The sequence below is a fragment of the Nitrospina gracilis Nb-211 genome (assembly GCF_021845525.1).
Classification (GTDB): domain Bacteria; phylum Nitrospinota; class Nitrospinia; order Nitrospinales; family Nitrospinaceae; genus Nitrospina; species Nitrospina gracilis_A.
The window spans coordinates 143,105-161,761 of the sequence record NZ_JAKJKD010000001.1; the positions used below are offsets into that span (position 1 = coordinate 143,105).

Consider the following 18,657-nt stretch of genomic DNA (forward strand, 5'->3'; position numbering starts at 1 on the left):
AAATGATGGACGATTTATTCCAACCGCACATTGAGATGGTGATGGACAAGGCGCCGCGTCCGGTATTCGTCGCGGTGCTCGCGCCGAAGTTGTGGAAGAAGCCGGTGCCGACATCGATCCAGAACCGAGCGTTGCACAAGGAGTTCCAAGCGGTTTTCAAAATTTATAAAGCGCATTACGAACGCTACAACGGGCGCTTTGCCGGAACCTCCTCGCACTTTATTGGATTCCGTTATTACCGTGGCCCCGATGAAGTGGTGGTGTTCGACAACGATGGCTTTGTCTTGAACCGCGGCGATGGGGCCTCGATGAGAACGCAGGCCGTTTTGAGGTTAAAGGGTGGCAGGAAGATTGACGGAAAGATTGGTTTATGAGTGACTTGGTACTTTCCGGATTTATTCCTGCTTTTCCGTTTTCTCCCGCTTGAACAGATGCCCGCAGGTGTGGCATTTCATGGTTTGGCGCAGGAAGAACAGCGGTGCGCCCAGAAGAACGAAAGTTAAAATCAGCATCAGCGGGTCGCCCAGCACCATCGTCGCATCCTGTCCGCCGCAGCGGGGGCAGGTGATCGGCGGTTCGGTATCGATCTCCGCGATCTCGTCCTGGTGGTCGGTGGTGAGGATGTCCTTCGCCGCGTCCACCCAGTCTTCCGGCACCTGCACCTTGATGCCGCCCACCGCCGGGGTGTACAGCCAGTTGATGCTGAGCAGGTGTTCGTCGGCGATGAACACGGGAATGCCCTCCGCCTCCAGCCGGGCTTTCGCCAGGTGTGCCTCGTAAGGCATCGAGTAGCGGGCAATGGTGACCAGTTCCGTCATGCCGTCCCCCGATCCGGTGAACAGCGAATCAATCGCCGAATCCATAGTAAGTCTTGTCAAAAGGGTAAGGCGTGGAGCGGGTGCCCTGCACGCCGAATCCGCCCTGCCCTTCGGTTTTCCATTCCCGGCCGTCCACCGTTTTCAACGAGTGTCCCGCCAGCAGGCCCCAGTGATAACGCAGTTGCACTTTGAGAGGCACTTCCATTTTACCCGAATGCGCGAGGTGGCGGGTGAGCGGCTCCGAGTACAGGTAGAAAAAATAACCCGGCGCGTCTTTGAGATGCAGTTCGACGTAGTGGCGTCCGTACTCCATTCCCGGACCCGGCGCGGAGGGGGTTGCCTTGTACGTCGCCGCAAACGTGCGCGTGACGGTGACGTGGGTGAACACCGACACCGCAACCAGGTGCAGAACGAACGCCACGCACAACGCGAGGAACACCTGCAATGCCGTGCGGAAGAAACTGAACGCCAGCACGAGCGCGGCGATGCCGGTGTTCGACACGAGCAACCACAAAGGCAGGCCCTCGCCGAACGCCATCTGCAACCCCACCTTCACCAACCCCACCAGCAGAACCGCCGCACTCAGCATCCACAACGTGACCCGGGTGAGGGTTTCCGGTGAGCGGCGGGGTTTGGGAATCAGCAGGACGCCGGGAATGGTGAGCAGGACGAACAGGCACAATTCCGCGCCGAAGGGAACGAAGTTGAGCGTCAGCAGGATTCCATAAATCGCTTCCACAACACCTCTTTTTCAAGTTAGAGAGTCGGAATGAACCGCTATTGGACACCGTTCCGGCCGCAAGGTCAACGTCCGCAATCCGATGTTTCGTCTTGGCTTCAACATTTTATAATTTATAGGAACTTCTAACTTGGTCAAAAATTGGCCATCTGCTGTCCGCGAGGGCGGCGTGGGGAAATGGCATCCGGTTCCCGGAGGGCGGGCCTGCCCGGGGTGACGTGCAACCCGAAATTTCAGTCAAATATGCGTTACCCTCTTGAAATTTCTATACTTCTTGCTATGCTTGAACCAGCTTTCCCGGCTATTTTTACGACTGTAACGACCAATGGACTGTTCTGGGCGGCGTGGAATTTTCGACCAAGGGGTCCCACCATGTGGACTCGCAGGAGTTTGATAATAAAGCGGTTTTGTTTTTAACCGATCCCCCCGACACGGCCGAACTTTCCGGCTGGTATGCGCGAAGTATTGTCGGTGTGCCCTTTTTGCTGTTGAATTTATTGCACTTGCAGAAAGCCGGGGTGCAGTCGGTGACGGTGTACCACCGGGGCCTTCTGGGCGGCCAGAAGGGACGCATGATCCCGATTACGGAAGATTCCCGCCTGCGTATTCCGGTCGAGTGGGAATCCGATCCCGCTGGTCTCGCAAAGCGCGTGGGCGAAGACGCTTGCCGGTTGCTGGTGAACGGCTCTGCCCTGCACTGGCATACGGATCTGGCCGGGGTGTTGCGGGAGCCCAGCGACACGGATGTGCTGGCGCGCACGCAGGTGTACGAAGTGCCGAAAGACATAGCGCCGGAAGCGCTGGCGGCGTGCCTGGACGGATTCAACCTGGCGGAGGTGAGGAAGGTCGGCCGCGTGCCGGGCCCGCTGAACCTCGACACCGTGCGGCTGGTGGCGGGCGATCACAACCGCTGGGTGCAGACAAAAGACGATTTCCACCGCCTGCACGAAGACCTGCTTCGGCTGGGCGGCATGAGCAATGACAGCCCCATGGACCGGCTGGTCACGCGGCACATGTCGCGGCACCTGACGCGGCTGTTCATCAAGACGCCGGTGACGCCGAACCAGATCACCTGGGCGCACCTGGTGCTGGGCCTGATCTCCGGCTGGTACTTTTACCTCGGCGGCTATGCCAACCAGTTGACCGGCGCGGTGCTTTTGATGCTGTCGGCGTGGTTGGACAGCACCGATGGCGAGATCGCGCGGTTGCGTTTTCAGCAGTCGCCGTTCGGCGGCATGCTGGACATCGTCGCCGACAACGTGGTGCACTTCGCGGTGTTCCTGGGCATCGGCCTGGGGTTGTACCGGATGACGGGCAGCGCCGTTTACAGTTACATGGGGGTGGTGGCCGTGGCGGGGTCGCTGACCTGTTTTCTGCTGTTGCAGTCGGATATCTTCAGCCAGCGCACCACGGGGTCGTCCGATGGGCCGGTGGAAGAGGCCGAAAGCCTGGTGGATCAGATCGCCAATCGGGATTTCATTTATTTCCTGTTTGTCATGGCGGTGATCAACCTGCTCGAAATATTCATCGTCGTAACAGCAATCGGTTCGGTGGTGTTTGCGGGGTACGTCGGCTACAACCGGTTCAAACCGCGGCGTCGAATTCAGGGGTTGCCGTTGAAATAACCGTTCCTTTCGAAAGTCATGAACCTTTACCAGGCCATCAAGGAATACGTCACGCTCCTCAAATCGGGGGAGGGTGAGGCGCGCGGGGGCACCCTGCTCATCGGTGAAGGCTGTTCTTTACGCTCCGGTATGCCTACCGGCCAGGCGCTGGTGAAACTGATCCAGGAACGGTTTCCCGATGCCGTGCAGGGTGAAGATCAGAGCCCGGAAGCATGCCTCGCCCGGCTGACATCCAACCAGAAAGTGGCTTTGCAGGAAACCCTGCTGGAAAAAGCCAGCATCAACTGGGCCTACATCTGCATCGCGCTCATGATGCGCGACGGCTACATCCGCCGCGTGTTGACCACCAACACCCATCCCCTGCTGGAGCGCGCCTGCTCGCTGGTGAACGTGTTCCCGGCGGTGTACGACTGCTCCGCCACCACCGGTCTCGACCCGACCAAGGTGGCGGGCACGGCCATTTTTCATCTGAACGGACAAGTTCCCGGCGGCACTCCCGGTGATCTCGCTCCGGTTTACGCCGCCGCCAATGAATACGGCCCGTGGTTTGTCGTGGGCTACTCCGATCAGGACGACGACCCCGTCTTCCAGCAACTCACCCAGGTCGAGCCGTTCAAAAACGGACTGCTCTGGGTGCTTCCCAAAAACATCTCCCCTTCCCGCTCGGTGCACGAAAGAATCCTCACCAAGGGCAAGGAGGTCGAGTACACCAATGCTAAGGACGCGGACGCGTTTCTGATTCTCATAATGCAGGAATTGAAGGTGGAGGTGCCGGGCCTGATCGCCTATCCGTTCAGTCACCTGGGTGATGCCCTGCGCAAGATCGCATACTTTCCCGCGCCGGGCATGGTGGAAGAAATGCACGTGGTGGACATCGCCCTGCAACAGATCAAGCTGGCGATCAAGGATTACGAAGGCGGCGAGTGGGGCGACCTGGTTGAAGGCGAGCTGGACATGGACGTGCTCAACGAACCCGCTCTGTTGAGCGCCCTGCAGGCGGCGCAGGCGGGCCTGGTCAACGGCGATGCGCAGAAGATCATTGGCCAGCGCGCGCAGTACGACAAAACGCCGAACCCGCAGTTGGGCGACCTCCTCATCTGGGCTTACCTCAAGGAGGGCGATGACGCCTATTACAAGGCGCAGTCGGGTGACGAAACCGCCGCGGCCATGCGGGAACGGGCCCGCGAGTATTATGAGCAGGCGTTGAACCTGCAACCGGATGGATCGGAGATCGTGTTCAAGCTGGGCAAACTGCTCGCCCAGCAGGGGCACCAGGTGCCGGGAGAGGAATCCAAAGCCCTGCTCGCGCAAGCCACCGAAAAATTCAAGCAGACGTTGGCCCTCAATCCGGACCTCCTGCCGGCGCGCCTGCAACTCGGCAACGCGCTGGTGGACCTGGCCGCGCAATCGCCCAACGGCGAAGCGGATGAGCTGTTCGGCGAAGCCATCGATCAATACCAGACCCTGCTCGAGCTGGAGCCGGAAAACGTGGAAGCGGCTTTCGGATGCGGCATGGCGCTTTACGCCCAGGCGCGCAAGAAAAAGGGCGCCGAAGCCCTCCGCCTGTACGGACAGGCCGCGGAGAAATTGAGCATCGGGCTCAAGTACCAGCCCAACCGCATCGACGCGCTTTTGCCCATGGCGCATTCCCTGCTGGTGTTTTCGCGGTCCAAGAAAGGCGAGGAAGCCGACCGCATGCTGGCCATGGCCTGCGAAAAATTCCAGTACGCCTGCCAGGTGAAACCGGAGATGCCGGAGGCCCACTTCGGCTGGGCCGACGCGCTGTTCGAGCGGGCATCGTCGCGTACCGACGCCAAGGCCAGCGACTTTTTCGAGCTGGCGCTGGATCAGTACAAAACCACCGTGCGCCTCAAGCCGGATCTGCCGCGCGTGCATTTTCGCTGGGGACTGGCGTTGTTTCAAATGGCCCAGCGTAAGGACGGCACCGATTCCACCAGGTTGTACCAGCTTGCGGCCGAGAAATTCCAGACCGCAGTCAAACTCAATCCGCAAAACATCGATGCCTACCTGCGGCTGGGACGTATCCACGTCGAACTGGCGGGATCCAGAAAAGGCGCGGATGCGGACAAGGTGTACGACCGCGCCATCGACTACTTTCAGGCGGTGCTCAAACTGCAACCGAAGAACGCCGATGCCATGTCGCAAGTGGGCGTGGTTTTTCTGAACAAGGCCCGGCTGAAGGAAGCGACGGATGCCGAAAGCGATCTGCGCGAGGCGATGGAAAAGTGCAAGATGGCACTCGAACTCAAGCCCGGCCATTTCCAGGCCACGCTGGTCTGGGGTGAATCCTTGCTGGAGATGGGGCTCAACCGCGTCGATCCGGATGCCTGGGTGTTCGAGGAGGCGGAGGAAAAACTCCAGGCTGCTCTGAAACTGCAACCCAACAATGCCGATGTGCTGGTGGGTCTGGCGCACTGCCTTTTGAACAAGGCGCGGAACATGGATGCGGAAAAAGCCGCCCACGCGCTGGAAGAAGGACTCAATCACGTGCAGACAGTGCTGGAGGAGTACGATCAGTCGGCTCCCGCCCGCAACATCATGGCCGCCATCCTCATGGAACAGGCCCGGAGCAAGCGCGGCATCAACGCGCATCCCCTGCTGGCGGAAGCCAAGGGCCACCTGCAACGCGCCGAAGACCTGCAACCGGGTTCGGCCACCTACAACATGGCGCGCCTCATGGCGCAACTCAACAACGAGTCCGGGTGCCGCGAGTGGCTGGAAAAGTGCAAGGCCAACGGCGTCCTGCCGTCGTCTTTGATGCTCACCAAGGACCCGCTCCTGGAACCCATGCGCGAATCCAAATGGTTCAAGAAACTCGCCGGCCTCGGCAGTGAACCGAAGGAAGAAAAAGCGCAGGCGTCCTGATCCCGCTTCGCGGTCTCTCCCGCTTTATTTTAAATCCCTATCGGAAATTTTTTGGCAGGTCGGCAGGATCGGCCTCCGCCGCCGGGCTTTGCGCCAGGAAGCGTGCGACGTCTTCCACTTTGCCCGTCGTCCGGCACGGCGGCAGAGAGGCGAGGAACTGTTTGCCGTAACCGCGACTGCTCATGCGCGCGTCGAGGATGCTCACCACGCCGCGGTCAGTGGCCTTGCGGATCAGCCGCCCGAACCCCTGCCGCAACTGGATGATGGCGCGCGGAATCTGGTAATGGCGGAAGGGATTGATCGACCGCTTCTTCAAATCCTCGATGCGCGCTTCCACCAAGGGTTCGGTCGGCACATCGAACGGAAGCTTGGTGATGATGACGCTGGACAGCGCATCGCCGGGAATGTCCACCCCCTGCCAGAACGAGCTGGTGCCGAAGATCACCGACGGCATTTCCTTGAAGCGTTGAATCATGCGCGTCGGTGAAAGCTCGCCCTGCTTGAGCAGTTGGTATTTCTGCAGTTGCGGATCGAGGATGCGGTGCACGCGGTTCAAGGTGTCGTAGCTGGTGAACAGCACGAACGTCTTGCCGCCGGTGGCGTGGATCAGCTCCATGCACCGCGCGGCGATGGCCTGCACGTACTTGTCGCTGTCGCCGCCGGGATCCGGCAGATCCTTCGGCAGATACAACAACGCCTGCGACGCGTAGTCGAACGGCGAGTCGAGGATGCGTTCGTCGCCGGGCTCGCACCCCAATCGTTCCTTCACGTAATCGAACGTGCGGTTGGTGGTGAGCGTCGCCGAGGTCATCACGATGCGGTCGGTTTTGCCGAACACCTGCTCGCGCAGTTCGCTGTCGATATGGATCGGCACGCCGCGCAGGGTGGCGCGCACGAAGCGTTTCTTGTTCACCACCTCCAGCCAGTACACGTACTCCTTCATGTTCTGATTCAACAGGGCGGAAAGCGCATTGTTCACTTCAAAAAAGCGCACCGCCGCCGCGTTGACTTCCAGGTACTCCTCTTCGTTGTCGAGGCGGGAGGCCAGTGATTTCACCGCCTCGTGCAGTTCCTGCAAGGGGATGTAGATGCTGTTGTTGATTGCCGGCGGCTGGTAGAAACGGAGCGTGCGGTCACTGCGCCCGTACTGGTCGAGCACGTTGGTGAAGAAAGCCTCCACCGCCACCCGCACCCGCGCCACCTGCTGTTTGATCTCCAGCGTCAACTCGTCGCGGATGCGCGTCAAGGTGCCGCGCTTGGTGCGCGGATTGTAAAACCGGTCGAGGAAATAAATGAGACCCGAGTTCGACATCTCCAGACCGAGGAACGACGTCGCCGCTTCTTCCAGGTTCTGCGCCTCGTCGAAGATCACCGCGTCGAAACGCGGCAGGACCGCGCCGTTGTTGGCGACGTTGGCGAAGAACAGGTGGTGGTTGACGATGAGCAGATGCGCGCCGAACCAGCGCCGCCGTTCCTTGAAGTAAAAACACGAATCGTAGGTCTCGCAGTTTTTGCCGAGACACAAATCCTTCTGCCGCCCGACTTCCTCCCACACCGCGGGCGACGGCTCGAACGGCAGGTCGCTTTTGAATCCGGTCTTGGTCTGCCGGGCCCAGCCGAAGATGTTGGTGAGCTGTTCCTCCTCGTCCACGTTGTTGAACAGCCCTGCCTGCCCGGCGCGTTTCATGCGCCTCAGTGACAAATAGTTTTCGTTGCCCAGGCACAGCGCGTAGCGGAACTGGAGACCGAGTTGTTCCTGCAGGATGGGGATGTCGTGGTTCAGGATCTGTTCCTGCAATGTTTTGGTGTAGGTGGAGATGACGACGCGCTTTTCGTTGGCCACCGCCCACTGGATGGCGGGCACCAGGTAGGCGAGGCTCTTGCCGGTGCCGGTGCCTGCTTCCACCAGCAGGTGGCCGCCGCCGGACAGAGTCGACTCCACGGACTCGGCCATCTCCAACTGCTGGGAGCGGAACTCGAAGCCGGGAAACCGCGTGGACAGCACGCCCTCGCGGTCGAAATAATCACGCATGGGGGGAAACGTCATGATTCAGGTCAGAAGCCCCCAATGGCGAGGGGCATTTTAAAATCCAATTTATTTTTAACTTATTGAATTTTTGTTATTTATAAAATATAATAAAATCACTTAAATCATAAAACCTAAAGTAAATTCTTGGTTTTTCGGGCAGTGCCAGCCCGGGTTGACCGGGCCGTTCATCATTCCGTATTCATTGGAGGCCGTACCATGAGACCCATTATTGCCGCGTTGGCGGCGATCGTCACCCTGTCGGGCCTGCTGGTCACCGGGGCGCAGGCCGGGCTTTCCGCACAACAGCAGATCCTGCAGGACGCGCAGTTTGTGTTGGAAGAGATTATATCGGCTCCGGACGAAGGAATCCCGTCCAAACTGATGGCGAAGGCAAAAGCCATTGTCATCATGCCCACCATGGTGAAGGGCGGCTTTTTTGTCGGCGCACGCTACGGCAGTGGTGTGGTGGCGGTGCGCGACGCCAAAACGGGCCGGTGGGGTCCGCCGGTCTTCATCAGCACCTATGGCGGCAGTTTCGGCTTCCAGTTCGGCGCGCAGGCGGTGGACCTGGTCCTGCTGGTGATGAGCGAGCGCGGCGTCAATGCGCTTTTGGACAACAAATTCACGCTGGGCGGCGACCTTGCGGTGTCGGTGGGGCCTGTCGGCCGGTACGCCGAGGCGGGCACGGACATTGCCTTCCAGGGCGAGGTGTATTCGTACTCGCGCAGTAAGGGTGCGTTCGCCGGGGTGTCGGTGAAGGGCGCGATGTTTCAGCCGAACGAATCCTACACCCAGGAATACTACCGCACGCACCTGTCCTCGCGGCAGGTCCTGTTTTACGGCGGTATGAACCAGGTGCCGCGGTCGAGCGCCATCTTCATGCGCAACCTCAACCGCCTCGCGCCCGCATCGCCCGCGGTGTTGACCAAGCTCCAGCGCGCCGTGCCTCAGACCACCGCTCAGCACAAACCGAAAATGCAGTCACAAACGAAAATCCCGGGACCCGCACCGCAGGAAATGAAAAAGAACGTTCCGGGCAAGGGGGAGCTCATCCAGAAATCCGAAGCTCCCCGGCAGACCGAGCGGCCCCTCCAGCTACCGAAACCACAACCGCTCTGGTGACTTCAGGCAGGCAGGGAGGGGGTCACGACGCCAGCGTGATCCTCTCCCGCACTTTCGCGCTCACCATATCGAGGACGATCACCACCACCGCAATCGCCAGCAACGCCGTCCCCGCCTGGTTGTACTGAAGCAGGTTGATCCACTGCTGTAACAGGAACCCGATCCCTCCACCGCCGACAAACCCGATGATCGTGGACATGCGCACGTTGATATCCCAGCGGTAAAACCCCAGCGCCAGAAACTGCGGCAGGACCTGCGGCAGGACTCCGTATAGCACCACCTGCAGGGGCCGCGCCCCGGTGGCGGTGATGGCTTCCACCGGACCGGGATCGATGCTCTCGATCTGCTCAGAGAACAGTTTGCCCAGCGCCGCCGTCGAATGCAGGGCCAGCGCCAGCACCCCGGCGAAGGGACCGATCCCCACCCACACCGCAAACAGAATCGCCATGATGAGCGGCTCGATGGCGCGGAGCACGTTGAACCCGGTGCGCACCAGGTAATAGATGGCGGTGCCGGGTGCGCGGCGGGTCATCAGGTTGCGTGCGCCGAGGAAACTCAGCGGCGCGGCGAGCAGGACGGCGAACGTCGTCGCCATCAATCCCAGAAACAGCGTCTCGACGATTTTCCCGGCGGTGAGTTTCAACGTCTCGCTGATGTGCCATTGCCCCGTCTTCCACGTCAACACCACCCGCACAAACTGCGGATTGCCGCGCGCCGTCGGCGGCACGGTGATCTGTTTTTCAAACCCGCCGTCATTATCCGTCGCCACCTCGCCCAGCGGGTATTCCTGCTCGATGGCGTTCACCCAGTACAGCTTGCCCGTGCGGTTGGGCGCGAGATGAAACCCCCGCACCGTCAGCGTGTCGCCCACCTGGCCGCGTGTGCGCGTGAGGTTTAAAACGGGATCCTGCGTGTCCGGCGGGGTGATGGCGGACTCCGCGCTCGTTGCTTCCTGCAAAAAGAAGTCGGCTTCGGTGGTCTGGCGTTCGGTTTCGAAAGTGACGAGGTCGGGTTGCAACAGCGCGCTGACCAGCGGTTTGACGAGGTGGAAATCTTTAACGAGGGAGGAGGGATGGATCTCCGTCACCCGCCAGCCGTAGGCATAGACGATGACCGCGATAAACAAATAAACGAAAAACTTGGTGCGCGTGTAGAAGGGCCGGTGTGGAGGCGGTGTGGGCATGGGTTTATTAAAATGAGGTTAAGGAAACCACCCTCACCCCAGCCCTCTCCCGTCAAGGGAGAGGGAGTATTCAAGGTCCCTTCTCCCCTGGCGGGAGAAGGTTAGGATGAGGGGGATTGATGAGATTTTTCCTTTTTCATTTCTTTCTGGCGCTTTTTCCAACCATTAAAATGTCCTTGATCTGGTTGATTAAGATTTTCATAGCTAAGGATTCCAAACCCTCCTAAAAAGAAACGAGCCTCTCCGCCCGAATTGGTATCTGGCCACCACATCGGTCGCGCAGGTGCATAATAAATAGACTCGATGACTATAGTCTGGCTCACATTTTTCTTTTCATCCGTATCATAGGTTGCATGAATACGTAAGTCCGGCATTTTGACGAAGTAATCAAAACGGTGGTCATCTTGAATTTCCTGCAATTGATTAAGGTCGCCCCCATTTAAAGCCCATTGGGTTGTGGCGTCGTGCCTGGGGTCAGTTTCTCTCAGCTTTTCGGCCCTTGTTAGCATGAGAATTGAAAGGGCGGATTTTATATAATTTGGTAATTCAAATTCCACGCCATTTAGATTTTGGCTTGGTATCACATCAACTTTGCGCTCACCGGTGTTTGACAAATATATGGATATGGAACGGGACGCTTGCCCATCATTGCGTATCTTTGTTGTTAAACGTGCTTCATTATATTTATTTATTTTTAGGCCCTCAAATACGTCACTTTGCTCAAGGAGCCGCCGAACATCCACGTCTACCAGTTCAAATTGAAGCCTTATATTGGTAAGGTTAGAGGGGCCTTTGTTCAATGCCCGAAATAAATACAAATTGTTCTCTTCTTTTGCGAGTAGTTCTCCCTCACCAAAGTGAATACCAACGTCATGAGAAACGGGACGAATAACTAATGGGGGGATAGTTTGAGAATCCGTTTCAGAGGATACAAAAGGCTGTAGCCAAAAAAGGAAAAGGCCAAGGGATAAAAAATATAAAGGAACAGCAAGTTTATCGTTGTCAAAGCTATGAATGGCCAACGCTAACGTTAAAACAACCGGAAATAAAGTTCCTAATAACGTTTGGCGGTATGAGTTCATATTTTCAGTATTGTCTTATAATCTCAACCCCATCGCCGTGATCCATAGCAGGCCGAGGCCGAACATGAGCACCGTCGCGTTCAGCCGCACCGACCAGCCGTGGAGCGAGCGGAATTTGTTCTGCAACGCCTCGTCCTCGCCGCCCGCCTCGCGCATCTGGTGTTTCAACGCACGCGCCTGCGGATTGATCACCAGTCCCGCGTAAAACGTGCATGCCGCCATGATGGCGATGAACGGCAGGCGCAGTCCCCCGGCGCCGCCGGGCGTGGCCAGTGCGGTGGCCGCCGTCAGCACGGCGCAGGTGTAACCGACGCCGTAGTACTTGGGAAAGATGGCGCCGATGACGTCGCCCGCCTGCTGGCGGTTGAGCACCTTGAAGATCGACGGTGCGGCGAAGAAGGAAAAGAAGATGACACTGCCGAGCCACACCACCAGCCCCAGCAGGTGCACGAAAGCGACAAAGGTGTTCATGAGGTCATGCCTTCAAAGCGTGAGCGATTTCGTCAACGATGCGCGCCGCCGCGTCTTTCGGATCTTTCGCGTCGCGGATGGGTCGGCCCACCACCAGGTAATCCGCTCCCAGTTCGATGGCGCGGGTGGGGGTGGCGACACGGCTCTGGTCGTCCTGCAGTACCGTCTTATCCGCCGGGCGAATGCCCGGCACCACGGTGAGGATGGGTCCGCCGGATTGTTTCTTGATGTCCTCCACCTCTTCGGCGGAACAGACGAAGCCGGTCAGCCCCACGTCGCGGCTCATCAGCATGCGGTCCATCACCAGCTCGTGCACGGTGAGTCCGTCGGTGTACCCCAGCGCCGGATCGAGGTCGTTGGACTTCATGCTGGTGAGGACGGTGACGCCGAGCAGTTGCAGGTCGGGTCCGGTTGCCTTCAGCGCCGCCTCCAGCATGCGTTCGCCGCCACTGCAATGCACGGTGAGGAAACGCACCTTGTGCTCGCGGGCGGCGTGAACGGCGCGCTGGACCGTCGCTGGGATGTCGTGCAGTTTGAGATCGAGAAACACGCCCGCATCGCTGTGGTCGTGCACGGCGCGGACGGCCTCCGGCCCGGCGCGGGTGAACAGCTCCAGCCCGACCTTGAAGCACCCGACAGAACCGCCGAGCGTTTTGATGTGATGGACGGCGGAGGCGAGGTCCGGTACGTCCAGGGCGAAGATCAGGCGGTCCTGCGGAGTGGGTTCAGCGGCCAATGGGTCTTTTCCGGGTTCAGGTTTTGTTGAGAGCCATCAGGTTGTCCCGCGCCTCAGTCAGGGCGGGGTTCTTCTCCAGCGCCTGCTCGTACATCTCGATGGCCTGCTGGTGGCGTCCCGTGTTCTGGTACACCGCGCCCATGTTGTAGTACGCCGGAGCGAAATTCGGTTGTTCCTCCGCGCACCGGTTGAAATTCTTCAGCGCCTTGTCGTACTGCTGAAGGTGCGCGTAGGCCAGCCCCAGATTGTAATACCTTTGGTACGGAAAGGGAAACCCGGAAACCGCGCGCTCCAGGTAATCGACGGCCTTTTCATAATGACCCTGGCGCAGGTGAATCTCGCCCAGTTTGTACATGGAAGCCTCGTCGTGCGGATTCCACTTCACCGCCCGCGTGAGGGCGTCGATAGCCTTGGCGTCGTTACCGAGTTGAAAGTACGCCCGGCCCAGTCTGGCATGATAGACGGCCTTTTCCGGCTGAGCTTGGGAAAGCGTCTCCAGCGGCTCGATCATGCCGCGCCAGTCCTCCAGGGTTTCGTAAGCGGCAACCAGGTTTTCCAGCGCCTCGGTGCGACCCGGTTTCAGTTGCAGGGCGCGGGCGGAGGTGCGGATGGCGTCATGGTAGCGGCCGAGGTTGGTGTACACCAGCCCCAGGTAGTTCTGGTAATCGGGATTGGAAGGTGACTGCGAGGCGGCGGCCTCCAGCTTCGGCAGGGCCTGTTCGTATTTGCCTTTTTTGGCCAGTTCGACTCCCTGTTCGTAGAGTTTTGCCGCGTCGTCCGCCGCGTGAACGGCAGGCACCGGCAGGGTACTCAGCAGGAGGGCCAGCACGGCTGTGCCCATCCCCACAAGCGATCCCACCTTATTGAATGCAATGCGCATGGCTCCACCTCCGTAATGAATGAAAGAGGGTCAAAACGAAAGTCGGTGTTGGGGGTTCCGGAATTCAACATAGGACCGTCCGGGCGATTTGTAAAGCCACGCCCGGCGTGGAGCGAATGGGCTCCGGCCCGGTGGGGCCGGCCAACGGTTCGTGGGCGCGGACTGCGTCCGAGGCAACGGACTAATGCGTTACAGGCCGAATGAGGGTCCTGATGGGTGAGGCATTTCAATCGTTTCGCGCCACTTCGTTGAGCTGGCGCAGGATGCGCGCGGTGGCTCCCCAGATGCGGTGGGGGCCAAACCAGTAGGCGAAATCGGAGGGCGGGTGGGCCACCGCCTCCTCGCGGAAGCTCTGCCACAACGACAGGAGCGGCGGGTGCAGGACCTCTTCGACTTCCTCCGGGTTGGGCGTGCACTGTGGCGGCGGGTCATGCAGGGCGACGAAGGGCGTGACGTTGATGCCGGAGAGCGTCCGCACCCCCGGCAGGCGGGCGAACACGTCTTCCGGCGATACGGCGAGGTCCAGTTCTTCCCCGGTTTCGCGCAGGGCGGTGGTCAGCAGGTCGCCGTCGCCTTGCTCGAACAGTCCGCCGGGAAAGCCGATTTCGCCGGGGTGACTGCGCAGGGCCTCGGAGCGTTTCATCAGCACGATGTGCGGGAGCGTGTCCTGAAGGTACAGGATCACCAGCACCGCCGCCTGGCCGCTCCCGGTCCCCATCAGTTCACGCCGCGCGGGGAAGTCCGTACGCAGGCGCTCGATCCATCCATCCCAGTTCATACCACCATCCCCATCGGGTCCAGCGATGTCATTTCTTTGCCCAGGTCTGTTTGTACTCGTCTTCGTTGAAACCGACGGTCACCGTGTCGCCGTCCACCGCCACCGGACGCTTCACCAGCCGCCCGTTGCTGGCGAGCAGGTCCACCGCCTCGGCCTCGGTCATGGTTTTCAGCCGGTCTTTCATGTTGAGTTCCTTGTACTGCACGCCGCTGGTATTGAACAGTTTCTTCAGGCCATAACGGGCGATGGCCTGTTTGAGCACTTTTTTGGGCGGCGGCGTTTCGGTGATGTCGATCGACTGGTAGGCGACGCCCTTGCCGTCCAGAAACTTCTCAGCCTTTTTGCACGTGCCGCATTTGTTGTAACCGTAAAACTTCATGTCTAAAATCGCTCCTTTCTCTGAAATGGACAACAGTTCCGGTTTGCCCACGTGTTTTATAGCATGACCGTCGATTATCGGAAGGGCAAAACCCGGTAGCCGCAAACACCCCGCACCGGTGCCCCCTCCTGCAACGTAAACCACAATATATGGGGGCCTTATACCATAATTGCCACCAAGGATAGTATATTTTGCTTTACTTCCACAGGGGCGTGGTATAATGTGGCGTGACACGTCGAGGCACCAAAACACCATTATTTTTTAAGGGTTTACTCCGATTATGATCCTCAAGCAACTCGAACTTTCCGGATTCAAATCCTTCGCGGACGCCACGCACCTGGATTTCACCCGTGGCTTCACCGCCGTGGTGGGACCCAACGGCTGTGGCAAGAGCAACGTGTCCGACGCCATCCGCTGGGTCATCGGCGAGCAGAGCTCCAAGCACCTGCGCGGCACCCGCATCTCCGACCTCATTTTCAACGGCAGTGACAGCCGGAAACCCGTGAACCGCGCCGAGGTTTCCATGACGCTGGCCGACGTGCCGCCGGGCCTGCGCATCGCCAACGTCCCGAACCTGTCGGAAGAGATCAAGGTGACGCGCTGTTACCACCGCTCCGGCGAAAGCGAATTTTACATCAACCAGGTGCCGTGCCGGTTGAAAGACATCACCGACCTGTTTCTCGACATCGGCATCAGTCCCAAGGTGCTGACGGTCATCGAGCAGGGCAACATTCAGGATATCGTCACCTCCAAACCCGACGACCGCAGGATGTGGATCGAGGAAGCCGCGGGCGTGCTCAAATTCAAGGCGCGCAAGAACGAAGCCCTGCGCAAACTCGATGCCGCCGGGCAGAACCTCGACCGCATCTCCGACATCGTGCAGGAGTTGTCCAGGCAGGTGGAATCGTTGAAACGGCAGGCCGCCAAGGCCGAACGCTACAAGCAGTTTCAGTCGGAAATCAAGGAATTGAGCCTCGACCTGTTCAGCCGCCGCATCCGCCGCGCCGAGCGCGACCTGGCGGAGATAGAACAACGCCACAAGGAGCGCACCGAGCAGAAAGCCGAGTGGAACGCGCAGGCTTCCACTTTGGAGACGGACATCGAGACGCTCAAGTTCGAGATCGACGAGCTTGCCACCGAACTCAACCACAAAAAAGAAACGGTGCACAGCCTCAACACCGCCATCGGCAAGAACGAGCACAACATCGAGCTCCGGCAGGGCGAGATGAAACGCGCCCGGCAGGATATCGAATCCGCGGTCGGCGAAGTGGAGAACATGAACGCCGAGATCGCGCAGAATCAATCCCAGTGTGAGGCGCAGAAAGCGGAAGGCGAGCGCCTGACGGCGGTCATCGCCGAAAAAGAACAATCGCGTCTGGCTCTGCAGCAACAGTACGAACAGACCCGCAACCGGCTGAACGAACTCGACGGCCAGGTGAAACAACTCGACCGCCAGATCATGGAACGCCTGCACCACATCTCGCGCAAGAAAAACGAGTTGACCGCGCTGGAGACGCGCCGGCAGGGACTGGCCGATCGCGACCAGCGTCTGGAGACCGAACTGAACGAAGTCACCGAACAGATCGCGGCGCTCGAGACCGCACTCATCGAAGCTGAGACGAATTACCGCGAAAAAGCGGAGGTGCTCGAACGTCTGCAACGCGAGCAGGAACAACTCACCCAGCGCACCGCTGAATTGAAACAGCGTCTGGACGCACAGGAAGAAGCCGCGGAAGCCGCGCGCGAGCGCTACCTCGCGCAGAACTCGCTGTTGCAGTCCCTGCAGGAACTGCGCCGCAAGTTCGAGGGATTCGGTGACGGCGTGCGCGCGCTCATGGCCAACGGCGCGGGCGAGCACGTGCATGGTCTGCGCGATGTGCTGGTGGATGTCGTGAAAGCGCCGGCGGAGTTCGAAGCGGCGGTCGAAGCCGTCATGGGCGAAAAACTGCAAAGCATGATCGTCGATTCCTACAGCGATTCCATCGAAGCCATCCGTTACCTCGACCAGAACAAATCCGGCCGCGGCAGTTTCATTCCGCTCCGGCCGAAATCCACGGTGCGCCCGCCGCTGTACATGAACGGCAACCAGGGCGTCATCGGCCGTCTGGCCGATCTCATTCAAACCCGCGAGGAGTACCGTCCGATTCTCAACCACCTGCTGGGTCACGTGGTGCTGGTGCGCGATCTCGAAACCGCCCTGCACCTGCACGGGCACAGCGAGTTTCAGGGAAGCGTGGTGACGCTCAAGGGCGAGGTGATCGACGACGAAGGCCTCGTCACCGGCGGCGCACAGGATGACAACGACGCGGGACTGTTGTCGCGCAACCGCGAGATGGAAGAGCTGTCCGCCACCGTGGCCGATCTCAAGCAGGAGATGGATGCCCTGCAGGGCGAGGCGGTGCGCATGGAAACAGACCTCGCTTCGTTGCAGGAACAGGTGCAGGCCGGAAGCAAGGCCGTGCACGCGGCGGACATCGAACGCACGCACCGCTACAACGAACTCGAGCAGATGAAAAAGGAATCCGAGCGCCTGTCGCAGAAACGTTCCACCATCGAATACGAACGCACCAGCGGGCAACAGCAGTTGCAGGAACTCGGCCGCGAGCAGGAAGCGTTGCAGGAAACGGTGACCACGGCGGAAGCCGAACAGCAGTCGGCCGAAACGATGCGCGAATCGCAAAGCCGCGAACTGGCATCGCAACGCGAAGAACTCGACCACAAAGGGCAGGAGGCGAACCAGCTCAACGTCGAGATCACTTCACTCAAGGGCAAGGCCGAAAACCTGTTGCTGGAAGTCAAACGCCTCGAACAGCAGAGCGCGAACCTCGCCGAGCGCATCGCCCGGCGGCAGGAGGACAGCCGCAGTAACACGCAGAAGATCGCCGAATGCGAGCAGGCAATCCAGGGATACGAGCAGGCCATCATGGAGCAGGTGCGGGAGAAGGACGAACTCAGCCAGGTGATCGTCTCCGAGGAAGAAACGCTGAATGAAAAGGAAGACACCCTCGACCAGCACGAGAAGCAGGCGCGCGAGTTGGTCAAGCAGATTCAGGAAATCACTGAGGAGATTTCGCAGATCGAACTGAAACGCTCCGAGACGCGCATCCAGATCGCCCACATCGAAGAGAAGGTGTGGGAGGATTTCCACGTGTCGGTGGATGAGATGAAAGGCCGCGAGGAAAAGGAAATCGATGAGGACGCCGCGTCCGAGCACCTGGCGGGACTGAAGGACAAGGTCGCCAAGATGGGCGAGGTGAACCTCGCCGCGCTGTCCGACTTTCAGAAAGCCAACGAGCGCTACCTGTTTTTGCAGAAGCAGGAGGAGGACCTCGCCGAATCCATCCTCAGCCTGCACCAGACCATCGAAAAGATCGACAAGACCACGCGGCAGTTGTTCGCCGAAACTTTTGAGCTGGTGAACGAACATTTCAAGGCGAACTTCGAGCGTTTGTTCTCCGGCGGCCGCGCGGAACTCATCATGCTCGACCCGAGCGATCCGCTGGAGTCGGGCATCGACATCAAGGCCAGCCCTCCCGGCAAGACCATGCAGAACATCCAACTGCTCTCCGGCGGTGAAAAGGCGATGACCGCCATCTCCCTCCTGTTCGCCATTTTGCAGGTGCGGCCCAGCCCGTTCTGCCTGCTCGACGAGGTGGACGCGCCGCTGGACGAAGCGAACGTGACGCGTTTTCAGGACATGCTGAGCGAAATGTCCGACAAGACGCAGTTCATCATGATCACCCACAACCAGAAGACCATGAGCTTCGCCGACACCCTGTACGGCGTCACCATGGAAGAACGCGGCGCCAGCAAAGTCGTCTCCGTCCACTTGAATAACTAGCTCCCTTGCAGGGAGTGGCAACGGGCTGTGGTTCCATTGCCAGGCGAAACTTCTGGCATGTGTTATAAATCCACCCTGTTCCCTCCAG

At 59.5% G+C, this 18,657-nt stretch carries 15 protein-coding genes; 5 read left to right on the forward strand and 10 right to left on the reverse strand.

What is annotated here, in order from left to right; genetic code table 11:
* Nucleotides 1–2 precede the first annotated feature (2 nt).
* Nucleotides 3–374 (forward strand): hypothetical protein, encoded by a 372-nt coding sequence (locus J2S31_RS00840; RefSeq protein WP_237097148.1) that lies wholly within the window; start codon nucleotides 3–5, stop codon nucleotides 372–374.
* 21 nt (nucleotides 375–395) lie between these two features.
* Here J2S31_RS00840 and J2S31_RS00845 read toward each other — a convergent pair whose 3' ends face one another.
* Both J2S31_RS00845 and J2S31_RS00850 read right to left on the reverse strand, forming a co-directional pair.
* Nucleotides 396–863, reverse strand: coding sequence for a putative signal transducing protein (locus tag J2S31_RS00845; protein ID WP_237097149.1), 468 nt, complete (start codon nucleotides 861–863; stop codon nucleotides 396–398).
* A complete protein-coding gene (locus J2S31_RS00850) occupies nucleotides 847–1,557 on the reverse strand; it encodes a hypothetical protein (protein ID WP_237097150.1) in 711 nt (236 codons plus the stop codon). Before J2S31_RS00850 ends, J2S31_RS00845 begins: the two co-directional genes overlap by 17 nt.
* A 344-nt stretch (nucleotides 1,558–1,901) precedes the next feature.
* Between J2S31_RS00850 and J2S31_RS14675 the strand changes: the two genes are divergently transcribed.
* Together J2S31_RS14675 and J2S31_RS00860 are read left to right on the forward strand one after the other, a co-directional pair.
* Complete coding sequence (locus tag J2S31_RS14675) at nucleotides 1,902–3,182, forward strand: CDP-alcohol phosphatidyltransferase family protein (protein ID WP_237097151.1); 1,281 nt, start codon at nucleotides 1,902–1,904, stop codon at nucleotides 3,180–3,182.
* 18 nt (nucleotides 3,183–3,200) lie between these two features.
* A complete protein-coding gene (locus tag J2S31_RS00860; protein ID WP_237097152.1) occupies nucleotides 3,201–6,068 on the forward strand; it encodes a tetratricopeptide repeat protein in 2,868 nt (955 codons plus the stop codon).
* 37 nt (nucleotides 6,069–6,105) lie between these two features.
* Here the strand turns inward: J2S31_RS00860 and J2S31_RS00865 are convergent, their stop codons facing one another.
* Nucleotides 6,106–8,115 carry an ATP-dependent DNA helicase gene (locus tag J2S31_RS00865; protein WP_237097153.1) on the reverse strand — a complete coding sequence of 670 codons (2,010 nt, stop codon included), beginning with the start codon at nucleotides 8,113–8,115 and terminating at the stop codon, nucleotides 6,106–6,108.
* Nucleotides 8,116–8,313: 198 nt separating this feature from the next.
* On the opposite strand from J2S31_RS00865, the gene J2S31_RS00870 reads away from it, so the two are divergent.
* Complete coding sequence (locus tag J2S31_RS00870) at nucleotides 8,314–9,219, forward strand: lipid-binding SYLF domain-containing protein (RefSeq protein WP_237097154.1); 906 nt, start codon at nucleotides 8,314–8,316, stop codon at nucleotides 9,217–9,219.
* A gap of 22 nt (nucleotides 9,220–9,241) precedes the next feature.
* Here the strand turns inward: J2S31_RS00870 and phnE are convergent, their stop codons facing one another.
* From phnE to J2S31_RS00905, 7 genes are all read right to left on the reverse strand, one after another.
* Complete coding sequence (gene phnE / locus J2S31_RS00875) at nucleotides 9,242–10,402, reverse strand: phosphonate ABC transporter, permease protein PhnE (protein WP_237097155.1); 1,161 nt, start codon at nucleotides 10,400–10,402, stop codon at nucleotides 9,242–9,244.
* A 101-nt stretch (nucleotides 10,403–10,503) separates the two neighbouring features.
* On the reverse strand, nucleotides 10,504–11,484 hold the full coding sequence (locus J2S31_RS00880) for a hypothetical protein (RefSeq protein ID WP_237097156.1): 981 nt from the start codon (nucleotides 11,482–11,484) through the stop codon (nucleotides 10,504–10,506).
* A gap of 15 nt (nucleotides 11,485–11,499) precedes the next feature.
* Nucleotides 11,500–11,955, reverse strand: a complete 456-nt coding sequence (locus J2S31_RS00885) for a DUF4149 domain-containing protein (protein ID WP_237097157.1) — start codon at nucleotides 11,953–11,955, stop codon at nucleotides 11,500–11,502.
* A 4-nt stretch (nucleotides 11,956–11,959) separates the two neighbouring features.
* Complete coding sequence (gene pyrF / locus J2S31_RS00890) at nucleotides 11,960–12,691, reverse strand: orotidine-5'-phosphate decarboxylase (RefSeq protein ID WP_237097158.1); 732 nt, start codon at nucleotides 12,689–12,691, stop codon at nucleotides 11,960–11,962.
* A gap of 16 nt (nucleotides 12,692–12,707) precedes the next feature.
* The gene (locus J2S31_RS00895; protein ID WP_237097159.1) at nucleotides 12,708–13,571 is read right to left on the reverse strand and encodes a tetratricopeptide repeat protein; all 864 of its coding nucleotides are present in this window, start codon (nucleotides 13,569–13,571) and stop codon (nucleotides 12,708–12,710) included.
* 226 nt (nucleotides 13,572–13,797) lie between these two features.
* Nucleotides 13,798–14,349, reverse strand: a complete 552-nt coding sequence (locus J2S31_RS00900; protein ID WP_237097160.1) for an NUDIX hydrolase — start codon at nucleotides 14,347–14,349, stop codon at nucleotides 13,798–13,800.
* A 28-nt stretch (nucleotides 14,350–14,377) separates the two neighbouring features.
* Complete coding sequence (locus tag J2S31_RS00905; RefSeq protein WP_237097161.1) at nucleotides 14,378–14,728, reverse strand: arsenate reductase family protein; 351 nt, start codon at nucleotides 14,726–14,728, stop codon at nucleotides 14,378–14,380.
* 280 nt (nucleotides 14,729–15,008) lie between these two features.
* Here J2S31_RS00905 and smc point away from each other — a divergent pair, with 280 nt between their 5' ends.
* Nucleotides 15,009–18,569: a chromosome segregation protein SMC gene (gene smc, locus J2S31_RS00910; protein ID WP_237097162.1), complete on the forward strand. Its 3,561-nt coding sequence runs from the start codon at nucleotides 15,009–15,011 to the stop codon at nucleotides 18,567–18,569.
* The last annotated feature ends 88 nt before the right edge of the window (nucleotides 18,570–18,657 follow it).